The sequence below is a fragment of the Streptomyces sp. NBC_01775 genome (assembly GCF_035917675.1).
GTDB lineage: Bacteria > Actinomycetota > Actinomycetes > Streptomycetales > Streptomycetaceae > Streptomyces.
Map to the genome: position 1 here is coordinate 4,516,796 of NZ_CP109104.1, position 21,189 is coordinate 4,537,984.

17 protein-coding genes and 1 tRNA gene are annotated in these 21,189 nt (G+C 69.4%); 7 read left to right on the forward strand and 11 right to left on the reverse strand.

The window, feature by feature from the left end; all coding sequences use genetic code 11:
* Nucleotides 1-47: 47 nt before the first annotated feature.
* Nucleotides 48-626, reverse strand: a complete 579-nt coding sequence (locus OHB04_RS20145) for a DUF2617 family protein (protein ID WP_326689091.1) — start codon at nucleotides 624-626, stop codon at nucleotides 48-50.
* Nucleotides 627-886: 260 nt separating this feature from the next.
* Nucleotides 887-1,165 (reverse strand): hypothetical protein, encoded by a 279-nt coding sequence (locus OHB04_RS20150; protein WP_326689092.1) that lies wholly within the window; start codon nucleotides 1,163-1,165, stop codon nucleotides 887-889.
* 129 nt (nucleotides 1,166-1,294) lie between these two features.
* On the opposite strand from OHB04_RS20150, the gene OHB04_RS20155 reads away from it, so the two are divergent.
* Nucleotides 1,295-2,620 (forward strand): pyridoxal phosphate-dependent aminotransferase, encoded by a 1,326-nt coding sequence (locus OHB04_RS20155; RefSeq protein ID WP_326807960.1) that lies wholly within the window; start codon nucleotides 1,295-1,297, stop codon nucleotides 2,618-2,620.
* Between the two features lie 134 nt (nucleotides 2,621-2,754).
* Here OHB04_RS20155 and OHB04_RS20160 read toward each other — a convergent pair whose 3' ends face one another.
* Together OHB04_RS20160 and clpB are read right to left on the reverse strand one after the other, a co-directional pair.
* Nucleotides 2,755-3,303 (reverse strand): YbjN domain-containing protein, encoded by a 549-nt coding sequence (locus tag OHB04_RS20160; RefSeq protein ID WP_326689094.1) that lies wholly within the window; start codon nucleotides 3,301-3,303, stop codon nucleotides 2,755-2,757.
* Between the two features lie 89 nt (nucleotides 3,304-3,392).
* On the reverse strand, nucleotides 3,393-6,050 hold the full coding sequence (clpB, locus tag OHB04_RS20165; protein ID WP_326807961.1) for an ATP-dependent chaperone ClpB: 2,658 nt from the start codon (nucleotides 6,048-6,050) through the stop codon (nucleotides 3,393-3,395).
* Between the two features lie 255 nt (nucleotides 6,051-6,305).
* Between clpB and OHB04_RS20170 the strand changes: the two genes are divergently transcribed.
* Complete coding sequence (locus OHB04_RS20170) at nucleotides 6,306-7,214, forward strand: D-alanyl-D-alanine carboxypeptidase family protein (protein ID WP_326689096.1); 909 nt, start codon at nucleotides 6,306-6,308, stop codon at nucleotides 7,212-7,214.
* Nucleotides 7,215-7,239: 25 nt separating this feature from the next.
* Here OHB04_RS20170 and OHB04_RS20175 read toward each other — a convergent pair whose 3' ends face one another.
* Genes OHB04_RS20175 through dnaK form a run of 4 tightly spaced genes read right to left on the reverse strand, consistent with a single transcriptional unit; the run spans nucleotide 7,240 to nucleotide 11,574 of the window.
* Nucleotides 7,240-7,701 (reverse strand): heat shock protein transcriptional repressor HspR, encoded by a 462-nt coding sequence (locus OHB04_RS20175; protein WP_326689097.1) that lies wholly within the window; start codon nucleotides 7,699-7,701, stop codon nucleotides 7,240-7,242.
* Nucleotide 7,702: 1 nt separating this feature from the next.
* Entirely contained in the window at nucleotides 7,703-8,902 is a 1,200-nt protein-coding gene (gene dnaJ / locus OHB04_RS20180; protein ID WP_326807962.1) for a molecular chaperone DnaJ, read from the reverse strand.
* A 27-nt stretch (nucleotides 8,903-8,929) separates the two neighbouring features.
* On the reverse strand, nucleotides 8,930-9,706 hold the full coding sequence (gene grpE, locus OHB04_RS20185) for a nucleotide exchange factor GrpE (RefSeq protein WP_326807963.1): 777 nt from the start codon (nucleotides 9,704-9,706) through the stop codon (nucleotides 8,930-8,932).
* The gene (gene dnaK / locus OHB04_RS20190; protein WP_326689099.1) at nucleotides 9,703-11,574 is read right to left on the reverse strand and encodes a molecular chaperone DnaK; all 1,872 of its coding nucleotides are present in this window, start codon (nucleotides 11,572-11,574) and stop codon (nucleotides 9,703-9,705) included. The genes grpE and dnaK overlap by 4 nt, the downstream gene beginning before the upstream one ends.
* Nucleotides 11,575-11,908: 334 nt before the next feature.
* Between dnaK and OHB04_RS20195 the strand changes: the two genes are divergently transcribed.
* The 3 genes from OHB04_RS20195 to OHB04_RS20205 all read left to right on the forward strand — a co-directional run bounded on the left by OHB04_RS20195 (nucleotide 11,909) and on the right by OHB04_RS20205 (nucleotide 16,282).
* Nucleotides 11,909-14,236, forward strand: coding sequence for a (Fe-S)-binding protein (locus OHB04_RS20195; RefSeq protein WP_326689100.1), 2,328 nt, complete (start codon nucleotides 11,909-11,911; stop codon nucleotides 14,234-14,236).
* 493 nt (nucleotides 14,237-14,729) lie between these two features.
* Nucleotides 14,730-15,134 carry an ATP-binding protein gene (locus OHB04_RS20200; protein ID WP_326689101.1) on the forward strand — a complete coding sequence of 135 codons (405 nt, stop codon included), beginning with the start codon at nucleotides 14,730-14,732 and terminating at the stop codon, nucleotides 15,132-15,134.
* Nucleotides 15,135-15,301: 167 nt separating this feature from the next.
* Nucleotides 15,302-16,282 carry a Yip1 family protein gene (locus OHB04_RS20205; protein WP_326689102.1) on the forward strand — a complete coding sequence of 327 codons (981 nt, stop codon included), beginning with the start codon at nucleotides 15,302-15,304 and terminating at the stop codon, nucleotides 16,280-16,282.
* Between the two features lie 239 nt (nucleotides 16,283-16,521).
* Here OHB04_RS20205 and OHB04_RS20210 read toward each other — a convergent pair whose 3' ends face one another.
* The gene (locus OHB04_RS20210) at nucleotides 16,522-18,060 is read right to left on the reverse strand and encodes a ricin-type beta-trefoil lectin domain protein (protein ID WP_326689103.1); all 1,539 of its coding nucleotides are present in this window, start codon (nucleotides 18,058-18,060) and stop codon (nucleotides 16,522-16,524) included.
* A 347-nt stretch (nucleotides 18,061-18,407) separates the two neighbouring features.
* On the opposite strand from OHB04_RS20210, the gene OHB04_RS20215 reads away from it, so the two are divergent.
* Nucleotides 18,408-18,968, forward strand: coding sequence for a DUF5994 family protein (locus tag OHB04_RS20215; protein ID WP_326807964.1), 561 nt, complete (start codon nucleotides 18,408-18,410; stop codon nucleotides 18,966-18,968).
* 35 nt (nucleotides 18,969-19,003) lie between these two features.
* Here the strand turns inward: OHB04_RS20215 and OHB04_RS20220 are convergent, their stop codons facing one another.
* On the reverse strand, nucleotides 19,004-19,501 hold the full coding sequence (locus OHB04_RS20220) for a phosphoribosyltransferase (RefSeq protein ID WP_326807965.1): 498 nt from the start codon (nucleotides 19,499-19,501) through the stop codon (nucleotides 19,004-19,006).
* Nucleotides 19,502-19,622: 121 nt separating this feature from the next.
* Complete coding sequence (gene dcd, locus OHB04_RS20225) at nucleotides 19,623-20,198, reverse strand: dCTP deaminase (protein WP_326689106.1); 576 nt, start codon at nucleotides 20,196-20,198, stop codon at nucleotides 19,623-19,625.
* A gap of 623 nt (nucleotides 20,199-20,821) precedes the next feature.
* Here dcd and OHB04_RS20230 point away from each other — a divergent pair.
* Nucleotides 20,822-20,892 (forward strand) — tRNA-Gly (locus OHB04_RS20230).
* Nucleotides 20,893-21,189 lie beyond the last annotated feature (297 nt).

The window sequence follows — 21,189 nt, forward strand, 5'->3', positions numbered from 1 at the left end:
AGAGATAGCACCCTCGGTCACTCACATGGGTGGCTTCGTATGGCGCTTCAGGCCAAGGCGGGCCCGCGTGCGGAGGAACGGGTGGCACCCGGGAGAGGCTCCAACGGATCGCGCTGGCACCGGTTTCCGGCCGCCACCCGCGTGCGCGTGGAGACCAGACGGCCCTCCTGCGGATAGGAGTGCCAGGTACGCCAGCGCACCTGGCCCTCGTGTCTTTGGACCAGCAGCGCGGTGAAGGCATGGGGGGCGCCCGGGAAGGTGCCCGCGAGCCCGTTCGGATGGTCTGCCACCAGCGCGAGCAACTCTTGCGCGCGCCCCGTGAACGAGCCCGGCGAGAGCGTCTCGACGCGCGCCGCGAACTCGTACTCCCACGCGCCGAAGCGTTTGGAGACGCCCAGCGGCAGGGGGGTGCTGCTGCCCGGCATACAGGCGACCGTCTCCGAACAGCTTCCGTACCCCTCGTCCAGCAGCACCTGGTGCGAGGCGCCGAGCAGCCGCAACTGCACGTGAGCGCCGTCGAGTTCGAGGTCGCGACAGGCGAGCGCCGGGAGGGGCTCGCGGCCCAGGGCCCACGCGAGGTCACCCGCGCGGGTATCGGTGTAGGCGGTCTTCAGGATGGTGAGCATGGGTCGGCTCCGCAAACACGCAGGGAGGGTGGGCCGGCCCACCCCTCGATGTCCCGAGGCTCCGGGGGCGCTCGGGGACGCCAATTCACGATTCACCGAATCACGGAATGCTCTGCGTCCCCAGCGTTTTTACCCAACATCTCCAGATTTCCATCCCATAGGTATGGAAGAGGTCAGGTGTTCCCCTGTCCGCGAAGAAGAAGGGACAGCCGACGGGCGCACGCGCCGCCAACTGCCCCTTTCTGACGAGGAGTCAGGCCTCAGCCGCCCCCGCCGCCACCGCCACCGCCGCAGCCCCCGCCGCCGCCACCTCCGCCGCCGCACGAGGAGCCACCGCCGCAGGACGAGCCGCCGCTACAGCCGCTGCCTCCCCCGTGGTGGTGCCCGCCGCCCGAGTCGCCGCCGCCGGCCCACCAGGAACCGCGGGATCCGCCGCGCGAACCCATGCCCCCGCCGGACCCGCCGCCACTGACATTGCCGGCGATGATCAAGATCGCGAAGATCAAGAACACCCCCACGATGATCAGGGAAATTGCCATATCCGTATCCCCCTTGGAAGCGCTTGTGCTCTATCGCCAAGTACTGGCACGCCACTTGGACGTAGGCGGCTCCTGCCCGGCTCCGCGCGGGGCAAAGCCGAGTTGAGGAAGATTAGAGCTTGCCGGAGGATGACGGCCATGACTGCTGGCCAAGCTGCTGCCCCGGGCGCGCGGGGAGCCGGGGGTGCCTCCCGGACGGAGTCCGGGGCCGGGCGCCCGCTGCTCAACCGCCGCCTCGCCGAGTTCGGTACCACCATCTTCGCCGAGATGTCCGCGCTGGCCGTGAAGACCGGCGCCCTCAACCTCGGCCAGGGCTTCCCCGACACGGACGGCCCCGAACAGGTCCGCGAGGCCGCCGTGCGCGCCCTGCGGGACGGTCGCGGCAACCAGTACCCGCCGGGCCCCGGCGTCCCCGAGCTACGCGCCGCCATCGCCGACCACCAGCGGCGCTTCTACGGGATGACCTACGACCCGGACACCGAGGTCCTGGTCACCGCGGGCGCGACGGAGGCCATCGCCGCCTCCCTGCTCGCGCTGGTCGAGCCCGGCGACGAGGTGATCGCGCTGGAGCCGTACTACGACTCCTACGCCGCCTCCATCGCCATGGCCGGCGGCACGCGGGTCCCCGTCATGCTGCGCCCGGCCACCGGGGGAACGGCCGACGGCGGGGCGGTCGGCAACGAGTCAGCCGACGGCGGGGCGGCCGACGGCAGGGCGGCCGACCGCACCTACCGTCTCGACCTCGACGAACTGCGCGACGCGGTCACCGACCGCACCCGCCTCATCCTCCTCAACACCCCCCACAACCCCACGGGCACCGTACTGAGCCGCGCGGAGCTGGCCGCCGTCGCCGAGCTGTGCGTCGAGCGCGACCTGCTGGCCGTCACCGACGAGGTCTACGAACATCTCGTCTTCGACGGCGAGCACCTCCCCCTCGCCTCGTTCCCCGGCATGCGCGAGCGCACGGTCACCATCAGCTCCTCGGGCAAGACCTTCTCCTTCACCGGCTGGAAGGTCGGCTGGGTCACCGGCACCCCCGCCCTGGTGACCGCGGTGCGCTCCGCCAAGCAGTACCTGACGTACGTGTCCGCCGGGCCCTTCCAGTACGCCGTCGCGGAGGCGCTGGCGCTGCCCGACGACTACTACACCGCGCTGCGCGAGGACCTGCGCGCCAAGCGGGACCTCCTGGCGGAGGGGCTGCGCGCGGCGGGCTTCGGGGTCTTCCGCCCCGCGGGCACCTACTTCATCACCACCGACATCCGCCCCCTGGGCGCCACCGACGGCACCGCCTTCTGCCTGGACCTGCCGGGCCGCGCCGGAGTCGTCGCCGTCCCCACCCAGGTCTTCTACGACCACGAACCGGCCGGCGCCCCGTACGTCCGCTTCGCCTTCTGCAAGCGCCTTGAGGTCCTGGAGGAAGCGGCGGCACGGCTGCGTCACCTGTCCGGCAGGTGACGGGCCGGCCGGGAGCCGGGGGCGAACGCACAGAGCCGGGCAGCCCGTACGAGACGGCTGCCCGGCCTTGCTGGTGCTGCCCGGCTTCGTTCGTGCTGCCCGGCTTCGTTCGTGAGGGCCGCGAGCGGGACGAGTCAGGCGTTGTTGTTCTCGCCGTTGCCCTCGCCGTCGCCGCCCTCGGAGGAGTCGACGTCCTTCTCCAGGCCGAACTGCTCCACGAGCCACTTGTCGAACTCGATCGAGGCGCGGACCCAGCTGACCGTGCTGGAGACGAAGTGCTCCAGGGAGACACCGGTGCCGACCAGCATCTGGGCCTCGCCGATGAGGCGGACGCTGCCGTCGTCGTGGGTGTGGCTGTAGACCTTCGGCCACAGCGTGCGGCGGTTCCAGTCGTCGATGGCCTCGAGGAGCTTGGGCTTCTCCTCGATGGTGTGCGGCCGGTCGTAGAACGTCCGGACGGAGAAGACCTGCTGCTCCTCCTCCCCGCGGAACATGAAGTAGGTGCGGAACTCCTCCCACGGCGCCGCGAGGTCTCCCTCGTCGTCGACGACGTACTTCAGCTCCATCTGGTCGAGGAGCTGCTTGACGAGGTCCTGGTCCGGGATGACCGGACCGCTCGGGCCGGAGTCCTCCGGTTCGGGCTGGCCCCCGAAGTTCGGGATCGAGGACGGGTCGATGCTCACGTGGGTGTTCCCTTCATACGGATTCCGCTCATCCTCCCGCACGGGCCCCCGGCAATGGCAACCTCGGGGGTACCTCCCGACCGGACGGGCTACAAGCCGCCCGCCGCGGGCGTGTCCGCCGGGGAGCCGACCGTCAGGCCTTCCCACCCCTCGACGTGGTCCACCCGGACCACGTCACCGTCGCGGACCTCCGCCGCGAGGATCTCCCGCGCGAGCTGGTCCCCGATGGCGGTCTGCACAAGACGGCGCAGGGGCCGCGCCCCGTACGCGGGATCGTTGCCCTCGGCGGCGAGCCAGTCGAGCGCCGCCGGGGTGACGTCGAGCGTGAGGCGGCGTTCGGACAGGCGGCGCTGGAGCGCGTCGATCTGGAGCTGGGCGATCCGCCGCAGCTCGTCGCCCGCCAGCGCTGAGAAGATGACCAGGTCGTCCAGGCGGTTGAGGAATTCCGGGCGGAAGGCCGCCCGGACGGCCGCGAGGACCTGCTCGCGCTTCTCCTCCTCCTTCTCCAGCGGGTCGATCAGATGCTGGCTGCCCAGGTTGGAGGTCAGGATCAGGATCGTGTTGCGGAAGTCGACGGTGCGGCCCTGGCCGTCGGTGAGACGGCCGTCGTCGAGGACCTGGAGAAGGACGTCGAAGACGTCGTGGTGCGCCTTTTCGACCTCGTCCAGCAGGACGACGCTGTAGGGGCGGCGGCGTACGGCCTCGGTGAGCTGGCCGCCCTCCTCGTAGCCGACGTAGCCGGGGGGCGCGCCCACGAGGCGGGCCACCGAGTGCTTCTCGCCGTACTCGCTCATGTCGATGCGGACCATCGCCCGCTCGTCGTCGAACAGGAAGTCGGCCAGCGCCTTGGCCAGCTCGGTCTTGCCGACACCGGTGGGGCCGAGGAAGAGGAAGGAGCCGGTGGGGCGGTTGGGGTCGGCGATGCCGGCACGGGTGCGGCGTACGGCGTCGGAGACGGCGCGTACTGCCTCGGTCTGGCCGATCAGCCGTTGGCCCAGCTCGTCCTCCATACGCAGCAGCTTCTGCGTCTCGCCCTCCAGCAGGCGGCCGGCGGGGATGCCGGTCCAGGAGGCGACGACGTCCGCGATGTCGTCGGAGCCGACCTCCTCCTTGACCATCTTGTCCCGCTTGTCCGCCCGGCCCGCCGCCGTAGCGGCCTCGGCCTCCTTCTTGGCCTCTTCCTCCTCCTCGGAGGCCGCCTCCAGCTCCCGCTCCACGCCGGGGATCTCGCCGTAGAGCAGCTTGGAGGCGGTGTCGAAGTCGCCGTCGCGCTGGGCGCGCTCCGCCTGACCGCGCAGTTCGTCGAGCTGTTCCTTCAGCTCACCGACGCGGTTGAGGCCCTGCTTCTCCTTCTCCCAGCGGGCCGTGAGGCCGCGCAGCTCCTCCTCCTTGTCGGCCAGCTCGCGGCGCAGCCGCTCCAGACGCTCGACGGAGGCGGGGTCGGTCTCCTTGTCCAGGGCCAGCTCCTCCATTTTGAGCCGGTCGACCGCGCGCTGGAGCTCGTCGATCTCCAGCGGGGAGGAGTCGATCTCCATCCGGAGCCGGGAGGCCGCCTCGTCCACCAGGTCGATGGCCTTGTCGGGGAGGAAGCGGGAGGTGATGTAGCGGTCGGAGAGCGCGGCGGCGGCCACCAGGGCGCTGTCGGAGATCTGCACCTTGTGGTGCGCCTCGTAGCGCCCCTTGAGGCCGCGCAGGATCGCGATGGAGTCCTCGACGGTGGGCTCGGCGACCAGCACCTGCTGGAAGCGGCGCTCCAGCGCGGGGTCCTTCTCGATCCGCTCGCGGTACTCGTCCAGCGTGGTGGCGCCGACCATCCGCAGCTCGCCCCGGGCCAGCATCGGCTTGAGCATGTTGCCCGCGTCCATGGCCGAGTCGCCGCCGGCGCCCGCGCCGACGACGGTGTGCAGCTCGTCGATGAAGGTGATGACCTGGCCGTCGCTCTCCTTGATCTCGGAGAGCACGGTCTTGAGCCGCTCCTCGAACTCACCCCGGTACTTCGCCCCGGCCACCATCGCGCTCAGGTCGAGCGCGACGATCCGCTTGTCGCGCAGCGACTCGGGCACATCGCCCTTGATCACGCGCTGGGCCAGACCCTCGACGACGGCGGTCTTGCCGACGCCGGGCTCGCCGATGAGCACGGGGTTGTTCTTCGTGCGCCGCGAGAGGACCTGCACGACGCGGCGGATCTCGTGGTCGCGGCCGATGACCGGGTCGAGCTTGCCCTCGCGGGCCGCGCCCGTCAGGTCGGTGCCGAACTTCTCCAGCGCCTTGTAGGTGCCCTCGGGATCCGCGTTGGTCACGCGCTTGCTGCCGCGCTGCTCCTGGAAGGCCACCACCAGCTTCTTGTCGCCGGCGCCCTGCTCCTTGAGGAGGTCGGCGGTGCTGCCGCCCTTCGCGGCGATCCCGATCAGCAGGTGCTCGGTGGAGACGAAGCTGTCGCCCAGTTCCTTGGCGCGCTGCGAGGCGTCCGTGATGACGGCCAGCAGATCGCGGTCGGCCTGCGGCCTGCTGACGGTCGAGCCCTGGACGGTGGGGAGCGCGGCGAGCCGGCGCTCGGCGCCCGCGCGCAGCGCGGCCTGGTCGGCGCCGGCCGCCGCGACCAGGTCCTGGATGTTCTCGTTGTCCTCACCCGTGAGCAGGGCGAGAAGCAGATGCGCCGGGGTGATGTCGGGGTGTCCCTCGGTGACCGCACGGCTGTTCGCCCCGCTGATCGCGTCCCGGCTCTTGTTGGTCAGCTCCGCGTCCACGTCCTGCGCTCCTCCTCCGATGAGTTGCCTTCTTCAGTATGCAGCAAGTTGAGCCTACTCCGCTCAAGGCCGAGTACCCCGTACAACCGTCTACGATCCCGTTTCGTTCCCGGTATCCGCATCCGTCAGCAACCCGTTCGTAAAACCCTGACGAAAACAGCCCTGAGAGCGCATCCACCGGGCGTCCCCCGGAGTCTCACCAAGGGTGCGGCCCACTCAAGGAGCCCCAGCACAGGGGCATTTGGAGCAAACACAGTGAAAATCGGCATCAACGGCATCGGCCGGGTCTCCGCGGTGATGGTCACCGCCGGAGCCGTCCTGACGGCGGGGGCCCTGACCTCCCCGGCACTCGCAGCGGCACCGCAGGCAGCCGCCGCGGCCAAGAAGCCCTCGATCGTCGCCAAGAGCGGCTTCGTGATGAACAACGGCACCGCCAAGAGCCTCTACACCAAGGCCGCCGACACCCGGCGTTCCACCGGCTCGACCACCAAGATCATGACGGCCCGGGTGGTGCTCGCCCAGAAGAACCTCAACCTCAACAGCAAGGTCAAGATCCAGAAGGCGTACAGCGACTACATCGTCCGGAACACCGCCTCCTCGGCCCGGCTGATCGTCGGGGACAAGGTCACCGTCCGTCAGCTCCTGTACGGCCTGATGCTGCCCTCCGGCTGTGACGCGGCCTACGCGCTGGCCGACAAGTTCGGCAGCGGCTCCACCCGGGCCAAGCGGGTGAAGTCCTTCATCGGCAAGATGAACTCCACCGCCAAGAGCCTGGGCCTGAAGAACACGCACTTCGACTCGTTCGACGGCATCGGCCACGGCAAGAACTACTCGACCGCGCGGGACCTGACCAAGCTCGCCAGCAGCGCGATGAAGAACTCCACCTTCCGCTCGATCGTGAAGACCCGCTCGACCAAGCAGAAGACCGTCACCAAGAGCGGCGGCCACCGGACCATGTCCTGGTCCAACACGAACAACCTGCTGGGCAGCTACTCGGGCGCCATCGGCGTCAAGACCGGCTCGGGCCCCGAGGCCAAGTACTGCCTGGTGTTCGCCGCCACCCGCGGCGGCAAGACGGTCATCGGCACCGTCCTCACCTCCTCCTCCGTCGCCAAGCGCACGGCGGACGCGAAGAAGCTCCTGAACTACGGCTTCTCGAAGTGACCTCCTGGCGCCCCGGGCCCCGGGCTCACTCCCTGGGCCTGGGGCGCCAGACCACCAGCGCGCCCGACTGGTGCACGTCGTCGTACGGCACCAGGTCGCGCCGGTAGGAGGCGTGCACCTGCGCCTCGCGCTGCTGCATCGCCGCGGCGGCGCCCTCCACGGCGGCCGACAGCTCGGCGACCCGCGCCTTGAGCGCGCTCACCTGCTGCTCCAGCTCGATGATCCGCTTGATCCCCGCCAGGTTGATGCCCTCGTCCTGGCTGAGCCGCTGCACCTCGCGCAGCAGCTCGATGTCGCGCGCCGAGTAGCGCCGGCCGCGTCCGGGCGTGCGGTCCGGCGACACCAGGCCGAGACGGTCGTACTGCCGGAGCGTCTGCGGATGCAGGCCCGACAGCTGAGCGGCGACCGAGATGACGTAGACCGGAGATTCCTCGGTCAGCTCGTACGAAGCCGCATACCCTCTTCTGCGTCCGTCCCGGCCATCCACTTCAGTCTCCCTTCGCTGCCTTGAACAACGCAGCGCGCGGGTCCTCTCCCGCTGTCGCGTCCCGATAGGACTCCAGGGAATCCTTCGCCTTCTCACTCAGATCCTTGGGCACCGACACCTCCACTGTCACCAGCAGATCGCCGCGTGTCCCGTCCTTGCGGACCGCGCCCTTGCCCCTGGCCCGCATCGTGCGACCCGAGGGGATGCCGGGCGGGAGCTTCAGGGTGACGGGCGGGCCGCCCAGCGTGGGGACCTTCACCTCGCCGCCGAGGGCCGCCTCCGGGAAGGTGACCGGCACGGTGACGGTGAGGTTGTCCCCCTTACGGCCGAAGACCGGGTGCCTGTCGACGTGCACGACGACGTACAGGTCACCGCCTGGCCCGCCCCGCTCGCCCGGTGCGCCCTTGCCGCGCAGCCGGATGCGCTGGCCGTCGCTGACGCCCGCCGGGATGCGCACCTGCATCGTGCGCGAGCTGGTGGCGCGGCCCGAGCCCTTGCAGGTCTCGCAGGGGTCCTGCGCGATGAGGCCGCGGCCCCGGCAGTCCACGCACGGGTCGGTCAGCGAGAAGCCGCCGCCCCCGCCACGGGAGACCTGCCCGGTGCCCACACAGGTGGGGCACACCCGCGGGGTGCCGTTCTTGTCGCCCGTGCCCGCGCACTCCTTGCACGCGGCGCTGCTGGACATCCGCAGCGGGACCGTGGCCCCGTCCACCGCCTCGGTGAAGCTGAGCGTCACCTCGGATTCGATGTCCTGGCCGCGCCTCGGCTGGGTGCGGGTGCTGCCGCCGCCGCGGTTGAAGAGCCCGCCGAAGACATCGCCGAGCCCGCCGCCGAAGCCGCCGGCGGGACCGCCCGCGCCCCCGCCGCCCTGGCCGCCGCCGAACAGGTCGCCCAGGTCGAAGTTGAACGTTCCTCCGCCGGGGCCGCCCGCGCCCCCGGCCCCGCCGGGCCGGAAGCCGCCGCTGCCGAAGAGGGTGCGCGCCTCGTCGTACTCCTTGCGGCGCTTGGCGTCACCGAGGACGTCGTACGCCTCGGAGGCGTCCTTGAAGCGCTCTTCGGCCTTGGGGTCGCCTGCGTTGGCGTCCGGGTGGTTCTCCCGGGCGAGCTTGCGGTACGCCTTCTTGATCTCGGCTTCGGTGGCGTCCTTGGGGACGCCGAGGACCTTGTAGTAGTCCTTCTCGATGAAGTCCTTGGTACTCATCCTCGACGTCCCTCCTCCCGTCCGCGGTCAGCCCTCGTCCGGGCCACCGTTCTCCTCTTCCGGCGAGCCTGCGGCGTCGCCGCCCTCACCCTTGGTGCCGGGCTGCGGCTCGGCCACACCGACCCGCGCGGGGCGGATGGTCCGCTCGCCGATGCGGTACCCCGGCTGGAGGATCTGCACGCACGTCGTCTCCGTGACATCCGGGGAGTAGGAGTGCATCAGCGCCTCGTGGACCGTCGGGTCGAAGGGCTCGCCCTCCTTGCCGAACTGCATCAGACCCATCTTGGCCGCGACCATCTCCAGCGACTCGGCCACCGACTTGAAGCCGCCGACCAGCTCACCGTGATCACGCGCACGGCCGATGTCGTCCAGCACCGGCAGCAGCTCCGTCAGCAGGTTCGCGACGGCGATCTCCTTGACCGTGGCGCGGTCCCGCTCGACCCTGCGGCGGTAGTTCTGGAACTCCGCCTGGAGCCGCTGGAGGTCCTGCGTGCGCTCGTGGAGCGCGGTGCGCGTCTGGTCCAGCTCGGCGGTGCGGGCCACGTCGCCCTCGCCCGCCTCGCCGTCCGGGGCCGTGCCGTCGGCGGCTGCGCTGTCGACGATGTCGCTGCTGCCGTTGCTCTCGTTCATGTCCCGCGCCGCGTCCAGGTCTTGTTCGGAGTGGGGAGCCTGTTCGGAGTGCTGGGCGTCCCCGGCCGACTGCCCCGGGGCCGCCGCCTCCTTACCGGAGGCGGCGGTCTGTGCGGGGCCGGTGTCGGCGGGGACGTCGGGCTCCTTCGCGAAGCCCGGTGTCTCCTCCGTCACGCCGCACCGTCCTTGGGCTTCTGCTGGTCGTCGTCGACGATCTCGGCGTCGACGACGTCCTCGTCGCCGCCCTCGGGCTTGGCGCCGCCCGGCGCGTCGGCGCCGGCCTCGGCACCGCCGGCCGCCTGGTTCTGCTGCGCCTCGGCGTAGAGGGCCTGGCCCAGCTTCTGGCTGGTGGCGGCGACCTTCTCGGACGACTCGCGGATGGCCGCGGTGTCCTCGCCCTTCAGCTTCTCCTTGAGGTCCTCAAGGGCGGTCTCGACCTCCGACTTGGTGTCGGCCGGGACCTTCTCCTCGTTGTCCTTGAGGAACTTCTCGGTGGTGTAGACGAGCTGTTCGGCCTGGTTGCGGGTCTCGGCGGACTCGCGGCGCTTGGCGTCGTCGTCGGCGTACTGCTCGGCCTCGCGCATCATGCGCTCGATGTCGTCCTTGGGCAGGCTGGAGCCGCCCGTGACCTGCATCTTCTGTTCCTTGCCCGTGCCCAGGTCCTTCGCGGACACGTGCATGATGCCGTTCGCGTCGATGTCGAAGGTGACCTCGATCTGCGGCACGTTGCGCGGCGCAGGCGGCAGCCCCGTCAGCTCGAACATGCCCAGCTTCTTGTTGTACGCCGCGATCTCCCGCTCACCCTGGAAGACCTGGATCTGCACCGACGGCTGGTTGTCCTCCGCCGTCGTGAACGTCTCCGAACGCTTCGTCGGAATCGTCGTGTTCCGCTCGATCAGCTTCGTCATGATCCCGCCCTTGGTCTCGATACCAAGCGACAGCGGAGTGACGTCCAGCAGCAGGACGTCCTTGACCTCGCCCTTGAGGACACCGGCCTGGAGGCTGGCACCGATGGCCACGACCTCGTCCGGGTTCACACCCTTGTTGGCGTCCTTGCCGCCGGTCAGCTCCTTGACCAGCTCGGCGACGGCGGGCATACGGGTCGAGCCACCGACGAGAACGACGTGGTCGATCTCGGAGAGCTGGATGCCCGCGTCCTTCATGACGTTGTGGAACGGCGTCTTGGTGCGCTCCAGCAGGTCCTGGGTGAGCTGCTGGAACTGAGCGCGCGTCAGCTTCTCGTCCAGGTGCAGCGGGCCCTCGGCGGACGCCGTGATGTAGGGCAGGTTGATCGTCGTCTCGGTGGACGAGGACAGCTCGATCTTCGCCTTCTCCGCGGCCTCGCGGAGACGCTGGAGAGCCATCTTGTCCTTGCCCAGGTCCACGCCGTGGCCGGACTGGAACTGCTTGACCAGGTAGTCGACGACGCGCTGGTCCCAGTCGTCACCACCGAGGTGGTTGTCGCCGTTGGTCGCCTTCACCTCGACGACGCCGTCGCCGATCTCCAGCAGCGAGACGTCGAAGGTGCCGCCACCGAGGTCGAAGACCAGGATCGTCTGGTCTTCCTTCTCCAGGCCGTAGGCCAGCGCGGCGGCGGTCGGCTCGTTGACGATCCGCAGCACGTTGAGGCCCGCGATCTCGCCGGCCTCCTTGGTGGCCTGGCGCTCGGCGTCGTTGAAGTACGCCGGGACGGTCACGACGGCGTCGGCGACCTTCTCGCCCAGGTACGACTCCGCGTCCCGCTTCAGCTTCTGCAGGATGAAGGCGCTCATCTGCTGCGGGTTGAAGTCCTTGCCGTCCAGGTTGACCTTCCAGTCGGTGCCCATGTGGCGCTTGACCGACCGGATCGTCCTGTCCACGTTGGTGACCGCCTGACGCTTGGCCACCTCGCCGACGAGCACTTCGCCGTTCTTCGCGAAGGCCACGACGGACGGCGTGGTCCTGGCGCCCTCGGCGTTGGTGATGACGGTGGGCTCACCGCCTTCGAGAACACTGACGACGGAGTTCGTCGTACCCAGGTCGATGCCGACCGCACGAGCCATTTCGTTTTCCTCCAGCTATGTCTCTTGAGTGAGGCTGACTCAAGAGTGCATCACCTTCGCCGCCGCGTCAAAAAGCATGAGTGGAAGAGACTCAATCTGGCTGCTCGCCCCCTGCGCAGGGCGCCCGGACGGGCCGCCGGCAGCCCGTCCGAGGGGGCACTTCCCGGCCGAAGACCGGGGGAGACCGAGGGCCGGGGCGACGCAAATCACCGGCAGGGGCGGGTGCAGGCGCTCACGGCTAGTGGGTAGTCTCGTACGAACTGGATAAGTTACTGCTTAGTACACGACCTCCCCAGCCTCCGGCCAGGTGGTACCCCCACTCCGAGGAGCCGTTATGCAACTCGCCGCGATCGTCATCACGCTGGTACTCACAGCGGTCGGCGTGGCGCTTTTCGCCCGCGCCATCGCGCAGATCTACCGCTTCGTGAAGCTCGGTCAGCCGCTCCCCGCGGGCACGCGCAAGGACAGTCCCCAGCAGCGCACGGCCACCCTGATCAAGGAGTTCCTCGGGCATACGAGGATGAACAGGTGGGGCGTCGTCGGCGCCGCCCACTGGTTCGTGGCGATCGGCTTCCTCACGCTGCCACCGACGATCATCAACGCCTACGGCCAGCTCTTCAAGGCCGACTGGGTGCTGCCGGTCATCGGGGACTGGCTGCCCTACGAGCTCTACATCGAGTTCATCGGCCTCGCGACCACCGTCGGCATCGCGGTCCTCATGGTGATCCGGCTGCTGAGCCTGCCCTCCCGCGCGGGCCGCAAGTCCCGCTTCACCGGCTCCAAGGCCTGGCAGGGATACTTCGTCGAGTACGTCATCTTCGTCATCGGCCTGGCCATCCTCACGCTGCGCGGCCTGGAGGGCGCGCTGCACCACGTGGACAGCTACGAGGCGTCGTTCTTCCTCTCGTACCCCCTGGTCGCGGCCTTCCACGGGCTGAGCGTGAGCACCTTGCAAACGCTCGTCTACCTCGCGGCGCTGGTGAAGCTCGGCACCACCATGATCTGGATGATCACGGTCGGCCTGAACACCAACATGGGTGTGGCCTGGCACCGCTTCCTCGCCTTCTTCAACATCTGGTTCAAGCGGGAGGCCGACGGCGGCACCGCGCTGGGCGAGTTGCAGCCGATGATGTCCGGCGGCAAGGTCATCGACTTCGAGACCGCGCTGGACGACTCGGACGACGAGAACGCCCAAGAGGTCCGCTTCGGCGCCTCCCAGGTCGAGGACTTCTCCTGGAAGGGCATCCTCGACTTCTCCACCTGCACCGAGTGCGGGCGCTGCCAGTCGCAGTGCCCCGCCTGGAACACCGGCAAGCCGCTCTCCCCGAAGCTGCTGATCATGTCGCTGCGCGACCACGCGCACGCCAAGGCGCCGTACCTGCTGGCGGGCGGCGGCAAGACGATGGAGGGCGAGGAGAAGGCCACCGCCGAGCAGCTCAAGGACGTACCGCAGTCCGCGCTGGACGAGGCCGCACGCCCGCTGGTCGGCACCGCGGAAGAGGGGGGTGTGATCGACCCGGACGTGCTGTGGTCGTGCACCACCTGCGGCGCCTGCGTCGAGCAGTGCCCCGTCGACATCGAGCACATCGACCACATCGTCGACATGCGCCGCTACCAGGTGATGATCGAGAGCGCGTTCCCCTCCGAGGCCGGGACGATGCTCAAGAACCTGGAGAAGAAGGGCAACCCCTGGGGCCTGGCCAAGAAGCAGCGCCTCGAGTGGACCAAGGAGGTCGACTTCGAGGTCCCGGTCGTCGGCAAGACGGTGGAGGACCTGACCGAGGTCGAATACCTGTACTGGGTCGGCTGCGCCGGGGCCCTGGAGGACCGCGCGAAGAAGACGACCAAGGCGTTCGCGGAGCTGCTGCACATCGCGGGGGTCAAATTCGCGATCATGGGCGGCGACGAGAAGTGCACCGGGGATTCCGCCCGCCGCCTGGGCAACGAGTTCCTCTTCCAGCAGCTGGGCGAGGAGAACGTCGCCACGCTGAACGCCGCGTTCGGCGAGACCGATCCGGATGACGAGGGCGCGGAGGGGACCAAGAAGCCGAAGGCGTCGAAGAAGATCGTCTCGACCTGCCCCCACTGCTTCAACACGATCGCCAACGAGTACCCGCAACTCGGCGGCCACTACGAGGTCATCCACCACACCCAGCTGCTCCAGCACCTGATCGACGAGGGCAAGCTGGTGCCGGTCACCCCGGTCGAGGGTCTGATCACCTATCACGACCCGTGTTATCTGGGCCGGCACAACAAGGTCTACACACCCCCGCGCGAGATCATCGGCCGCGTTCCCGGGCTGCGGAACGAGGAGATGCACCGGCACAAGGAGCGCGGCTTCTGCTGCGGCGCGGGCGGCGCCCGGATGTGGATGGAAGAGCGCATCGGCAAGCGCATCAACAACGAACGTGTGGACGAGGCCCTCTCCCTCAACCCGGACATCATCTCCACCGCCTGCCCCTTCTGCCTCGTCATGCTCACCGACTCCGTCAACGGCAAGAAGGCCGCCGCTGGCAGTGGCTCCGCCACGGGCGGCCAGGCCAAGGAGAACCTCCAGGTCGTCGACGTGGCCCAGCTGCTGCTCGACTCCGTCAGGACGCCGGCCGATCCGGTGGACGACGGCGAGGAGACGAAGGAGCCCGAGCCGGAGCCCGCGCAGTAGCGTCCGCACCTGGGCAGTCGTTTCGTCGTAGGCCTATTACGGCCGTAAACCGACTGCCATGAACCGCTCAATGGCCGGTTCCGTAATCCACGGGACCGGCCATTGCGTGTTTCTCAACAAGTCATGGTCAAATGCGTTCACTTAATGCACCACACGAGCCAAACCACCGTCGCGGTATACCCATAGCGGTGCGCCCGTCCTAGCCTCCTAAACGCGCAGCGCAGGAACAGCCGCGACAGCAGCGCGCCAGCAGCCAGGAACGCGAGGAGGAGCAGCAGGTGTCGGACCGTGACGCCCCCGGTCGGACGGCCCCGGAAGGACCGGCCGGCCAAGACCGGCCCCCGGCCGGAGCGAGGCTCCGGTCGCCCGGCGCCGTGCGCCGCTCCTGCTCGTCCCCCCGCCTCCCGCACCACACCGGGGAGTGCCCGGCCGGGGCACACCGCGCCGGTGCGGATTCCATCCGTTCACCGACCCTCGCCGAGGAGGGCACCGGATGCTGACCCCCGAGCTTCTCTGCCGTCTCCGCTTCACCCTCAGAGACCTGCCCAGGCTGCGGATCGAGGTGGAGTCCTGCGCCGCCTGGGCGGGCCTGTGCGAGCCGCGAAGGGGTGAGTTCGTGGTCGCGGTCGACGCCGTGGCCACCAACGCCGTCGAGCACGCGGGCGGCGGCGGACAACTCCTGCTGCGGCACATCGGCGACGAGCTGGAGTGCCAGGTCGCCGACTCCGGCCCCGGCTTCACCGAGGACGTGATCCCCGAGCTCCTGCCGGGCCTGGACGGCGCCCCCACGGGCCGCGGCCTGTGGCTGGCCAAACTGGTCACCGACCGGCTGACGGTCGGTGACGCCGGGGGCCAGGGCTCCGTCGTCACCTTCGCGGTCCGCCTGCCCCGGGGCTGAGGCCTCACGCTACGGAAAACCGGCGCCGGGGGTGGCACTGGCTCCACCCCCGTACGGGGGCTGGCTCCACCGGGGGCCCCTAGGGGATGTCACAGGTCAGCAGCGATGTCCGGTCATCTCACTCGCCCATGGCACCGAGGTCCGCGCGACACGGTACGTTCGATTGCGTGGCTGGTTTCAGAAGCGGACGCGGCCGGGACTCCCGGGGCGCGCAGCAGCATGGGCATTCCCCTCAGCACCCGCAGGGTTCGCCGTACCCCCAGCAGGGCCGGGACCCGGGGCCCTGGCAGGGCGGTCGGGCGCCGGGAGGTGCCCCAGGACCGGGTCCGGGGCCGGGCCAGGGGCCTGGGCCTGGGCCGTACGGCCCTCGGGGCGGGCCGGATGAGCCCGAGTACTTCGGGGATCCACATCCCCCGCAGTACGGCGCGCCTCCGCACGGCCAGGGCCCGTACGGTCCTGGCGCGGGCGGTCACGACCCGTACGCCAACAACCCGGGCAGCACACAGTCGTTCAGCGTTCCGGACCCCTATGGCCCAGGCGGCCCGCAGGGCCCCGACCCGTACGGCGACGACGGGTACGGGGGCAACGCCCCGGCACCCCCCTCGGGCCCGCGGCTGCACTGGAAGGCGCTGCTGAGCGGGATCGTCCTGCACCCCAACGCCACGTTCTGGCAGATGCGGGACTACGCGGTGTGGGGCCCCGCGCTGATCGTCACCTTCCTCTACGGCCTGCTCGCGGTCTTCGGCCTCGACAAGGCCCGCGAGGACGTGATCAACACGACGATCGGGCAGGCCATCCCGTACGTGCTCACCACCGGCGTCGCCGTGGTGATCGCCGGGCTCATCCTGGGCGCGGTCACCCACACCCTGGCACGGCAGTTCGGCGGCAACGGCGCGTGGCAGCCCACGGTGGGGCTGGCCATGCTGATCATGTCCCTCACGGACGCGCCGAGGCTGCTGTTCGCGCTCTTCCTGGGCGGCAACGCCGGTCTGGTGCAGATCCTCGGGTGGGCGACGTGGGTGCTGTCCGGGGTGCTGTTCACCTCGATGGTCAGCCGCTCCCACGAGCTGCCGTGGCCCCGCGCGCTGGGGGCCTCCGCGATTCAGCTGCTGGCCCTGCTGTTCCTGATCAAGCTCGGCACGCTCTGAGCGGGGGGCTCTGCCGAGCCGGGGCGTCCGAGCGGTTTTCCGCGCGTCCCCTGTGTGACAGCCGGCCGCTTCCGGTTCAGCCCGGAAGCGGCCGGCTCTCTGTCACCAGGGTTCGCGCCTCCTCCTGAGCGGCCTCGCTGAAGTCCATGCGGTTCGGTCGTGCCCCGAAGGGGCGCGGGGAACTGCGCGACCAGCCACGACGCAGTCGCAGACGGCGTACCGGACTTCCAGCGGAACGCTCAGCTGAAGCGCTGTGCGGCCGATCCGTCACACGTCGCGAGGCGGGCCTGGGCCTCGGCCCCGGGGAGGCTCACACACAGGTTCCCGGAGGCGGCCTTCAGCGTGGCGCCGTCCTTCACGAACTGCTGGGCCGCGGCCCCCGAGCAGTTGCCGAGCGCCAGCGCCGCGCCCTCCTTCACTCCGCCCTCGCTCTCCACACAGCGGTCGTGGGTCTGCCCGGCGTACAGGGCGCGGCCCGCGGAGTCGTACCACCACAGCTGGTTGCGCTGGGAGCCGCACGCCCACCCGCGCACATCGGTGCCCACCGCGCTGTGCGCGCTGTCGGCGTCCAGGCAGGTACCCGTCGCCGCGTTCCGCAACGGCTTGAAGGAGTCGTCCCACGCCTGCTGGTACAGCTTCGGCGAGCCCTTGCCGTCCGGGTCAGCGCAGGAGGCTTCGCGTACGCCGTTCTGCCCGGCCTTGTACATCTCGGTGAAGCAGGAGGCGAAGGCGCCATGCCCTCGCTCGTTCGGGTGGAAGGACTGGCGTACGGAGTTGGCGTCGGGCGGGAAGGGATTGGCGATGTCCACGTACAGCCCGCGCGCCCAGGGGTTCTCCATGCAGACCTCGTGGCCGTGGAAGAGCCGGGAGGCGTCCAGGTAGCTGGCGCCGGAGCCCTGGGCGGCCTTGCGCACGCCCTTCTCGAAGGCGGGCACGGCGGTGTTGCGGCCCCAGGCGGCGTCGCTGGTGTGACCGACGCAGCCGCCGACGAGCTTGCCGGGGAACTTGGGGTTGTCCTTGATGTCGGGGCCGATGGGGCTGGGGTAGCCCATGACGACGAGTTGGTAGTCGCCGTCGGCGTAGCCCGCGTCGCGCATCACGGACTTCAGGTCGCTCACGGTCCGTTCGACCTTGGGCACGAGCCCGTCGATCCTGGCCTGCCATCCGGGGTCGTACTTCGGCTCGCAGGGCCCCTGAAGCGTGAGATAGCGGATGACGCAGTCCGTCATGACGGGCCCGAACTGGAGGTCGTCGTTGGCGCCGACGACCAGCATGATCTGCTTCAGCCGGGTGTTGCGCGCCTTGATGGCCAGACTGTCGCTCTGCACCAGTTCATCGGCGTACTGCTTGGTGCCGCCGACGCGGATGTTCTCCGTACTGGCCCCGGAGCAGGCGACGTTGTACGTCACGTCCGCCTGGATACCCGTGCGGTGCACGGCGGAGTCGGGCGACCTGTGGCACCAGTTGTCGGGTCCGTTGGTGCCCGGCTCGTACGTGCCGACGCCCTCGCCCGAGATCTCGCTGTCCCCGAGCGAGATGAGGCTGCTCTTGCGCTGTTCCACGGGCCGTTCACCGGGGCTGCCGTAGAGCTTCTGCGCCTCCTCGGCTCTGATCTTCTCCAGCTCCGGCGGCAGCGGCGTGCCCGCACGCACGCTCTGCCGGGCCTCGGCCTCGGCTCCCGGGGACGGCGGCGCCGACGCCGCGGTCGCCGCGCCCGCTCCCCCGAGGGCCATCACCAGCGCCGCCACTACCGCTGTCACGGGTCTCGCACGAGCCATGAGGTGGTCTCCCTTATCGCCGGCAACTGTTGTTACCAGCGGTACTTACCCGCAAGTACCGAAAAGGGGAACCACCCGTGCACGTCTCTTTACTCTCCGCAGCAGGCGCCGCGGCGAGTTCCGGCCGCGTGCGTCACGGTGTGGGCCCTGGTCCCTTGGTGGGCCGCAGTAGAGTGGAGATATAGGGGTGTAAGGGGGAAATCCTTACATAGGCACCATCAACGCTGTGAGCACTGTGAGCCCCGTGAGCCCCGTGGACTACGAGCTTGCGGGCTTGCGGGCTTGCGGTCTCGGTAATGGCGGGACCAGCGATCCGGTGCCGGCTCTTCGCGGACGGACGGCAGACGATGACGAATTCCCCTGACAGCACTCCCCGCACCGCACCCCCGGCACCGCCCGAGACGGCTGAGACGATAGGGCCGGCCGAGGCGACAGACCCGGTCGAGGTGACAGACCCGGTCGAGGTGACAGACCCGGTCGGCCCGGCTGAGATGAGGCGGGGGCATGTGGTGCTGGTGCCCGACCCGGAGCGGAGCCGCGAGGGCATTCTCGACGGCGCCTGGTGGCCGAGCTCCCGAGACGTGGGCGCCGAACTCCCCGGCCTGGTCGCGGCGCTGACGGAACTGCTGGGCCCCATCACGCGGGTAGGCGTGGACACGGAAGCGTGGGACGGGGTACAGAAGCCGCTGTTCGTCCGCGGACAGCTCATCCACATCGACTGGTTCCCGCTCGGTGACGACACCGTGATCGTCACGCGCGGCGAACACGACCACTTCTCGCTCCTCGCGATCCCGCCGGAGGCGACGTACGAGGAGGCGCAGGCGGCGTTCCACAGGGCGGTGCACCCGGACAACCAGAGGTCCGGCACACAGATCCTGGCGACCGGCGGACTCACGCGCGGCGCCTGAAGAGCGCGGCGCCTGATGAGGCGGCGCCGCAGGGGTCAGGCGTCGAGAACCTGCCCCTCGCGCTGCACCACGGGCGGCTCGACAGACCACGGGAAGTTGATCCACTGGTCCGTGCGCTTCCAGACGTAGTCGCACTTGACCAGCGAGTGCGACTTCTCGTAGATGACCGCGCTGCGCGCCTCGGCGACGTGCTCGGCGCAGAAGTCCTGCACGAGCTTGAGGGTCTTGCCGGTGTCGGCCACGTCGTCGGCGATGAGTACCTTCTTGCGGCTCAGGTCAACGAGGTTGGGCACCGGCGGCAGCATGACCGGCATGTCGAGGGTTTCCCCCACACCGGTATAAAACTCCACGTTCATGACATGCAGGTTCTTGACGTCCAGGGCGTAGCCGAGGCCGCCTGCGACGAAGAGGCCGCCCCGCGCGATCGACAAGATGATGTCCGGCTCGAACCCGTCGTCGGCCACGGACTGCGCCAGCTCGCGGGTGGCCTGCCCGAACAGGGAGTACGTCAGATTCTCGCGCTCGTCACTCATCTGGTGCTGCCCCTGGCCTCTCATATGTCGACGCGGTCATACGTGGGTGCGGTGCGGTCATGCATGGGCGCGGTGCGGTCACGCATAGGCGCGGGTGCGGTCATGCACGGGTGCGGTGCGGTCATACGTGGGTGCGGTGGAAGTTGAGGTACGAGCGCGACGGCGTCGGCCCGCGCTGCCCCTGGTAGCGGGAGCCGTAGCGTTCCGAGCCGTACGGGAACTCGGACGGCGAGGTCAGCCGGAACATGCACAGCTGGCCGATCTTCATCCCCGGCCACAGCTTCATGGGGAGCGTCGCGACGTTGGACAGCTCCAGCGTCACATGGCCGGAAAAGCCCGGGTCGATGAACCCGGCCGTCGAGTGCGTCAGCAGCCCCAGCCGCCCCAGCGAACTCTTGCCCTCCAGCCGCGAGGCCACATCCTCCGGCAGCGTGATCACCTCGTACGTCGAGGCCAGCACGAACTCCCCGGGGTGCAGGATGAACGGCTCGTCGCCCTCCGCCTCGATCAGCCGCGTCAGATCAGCCTGCTCGGCGGCCGGATCGATGTGCGGGTAACGGTGGTTCTCGAACACCCGGAAAAAACGGTCCAGGCGGACGTCGATGCTGGAGGGCTGCACCATCGCCGGATCGTAGGGGTCGATCCGCACCCGGCCTGCGGCGATCTCGGCCCGGATGTCCTTGTCTGAGAGAAGCACGGGCTGAGACTACGCGCACGAAGCGGGGCCGGCCCAATCGGACCGGCCCCGCTGGGCGGATCTGTACTGCCTTCCCTGACTTCTCCCCGGCTTCTGCTCTGCCGTCAGCTCTTCTCTGCCGTCAGCAGCTCCGCTCTACGGTCGGCTCCGATCCGATGTCGGCTCCGCCCTGCGGTCGGCCTCTGCCGTCAGCTCTCCTGCCGGGCGACAGGGACGGCCTGCCGCAGACGTCCGCAACGGGGGCAGCGCAGCAGCCGCCCAGGTCCGATCCGGGAGGCCCCGAGATTCTGCATCGGGAACTTCGAGGTGCTGAAAACGTGCCCTTCGGCACACTGGACGACGGTGGATTCCATCGCTTCCCTCTCCCCTGCTCACGTGGGTGCGTGGACGACAAAAGCCACGTTAGGGGATGAGTCCGACGCCCGACCGACCGGCACTCCGCGTCCCACCGTACGCCCCTCAACTCCCGCACGCCGACGCACGATGGGGCCTGCGCCGGCCCCCGGAAACTCCACCGAGTCCTCCCGAAAGCCCCCGAACAGCGAAGAGACCCCAAGCCGTATGTGCCTGGGGTCAGCCATGGGGTAGAGTGTCCGCGACGGGCCACCTTCATGTGGCTCCTCGCGGGCGTAGTTTAATGGTAGAACATGAGCTTCCCAAGCTCAGAGCGCGAGTTCGATTCTCGTCGCCCGCTCCGCAGTTAAGGCCCAGGTCAGAGACCTGGGCCTTCCTCGTTGTCGGCCCCCTTCAAGCCCTCCGTGCCCTCCGCGTGCCCGAACAGCCCTCTGACCTGCTGGGGAACGCCCGGACCGATCATCTCGGTTTGGGCGCTCCGCTGTTTTGAGTTTTCCGCCGGCACCGAGTCCGGGCAGATTCTCGTGAACAAATTCCGGCCCGGCGGCATCTCACCTGTAGCAGCGAGGCGACGGATCCGGTCGGCAGCGCTCTCATCGGCTATCACCCATCGCTGTCCTGGATGACCTGGATCTCC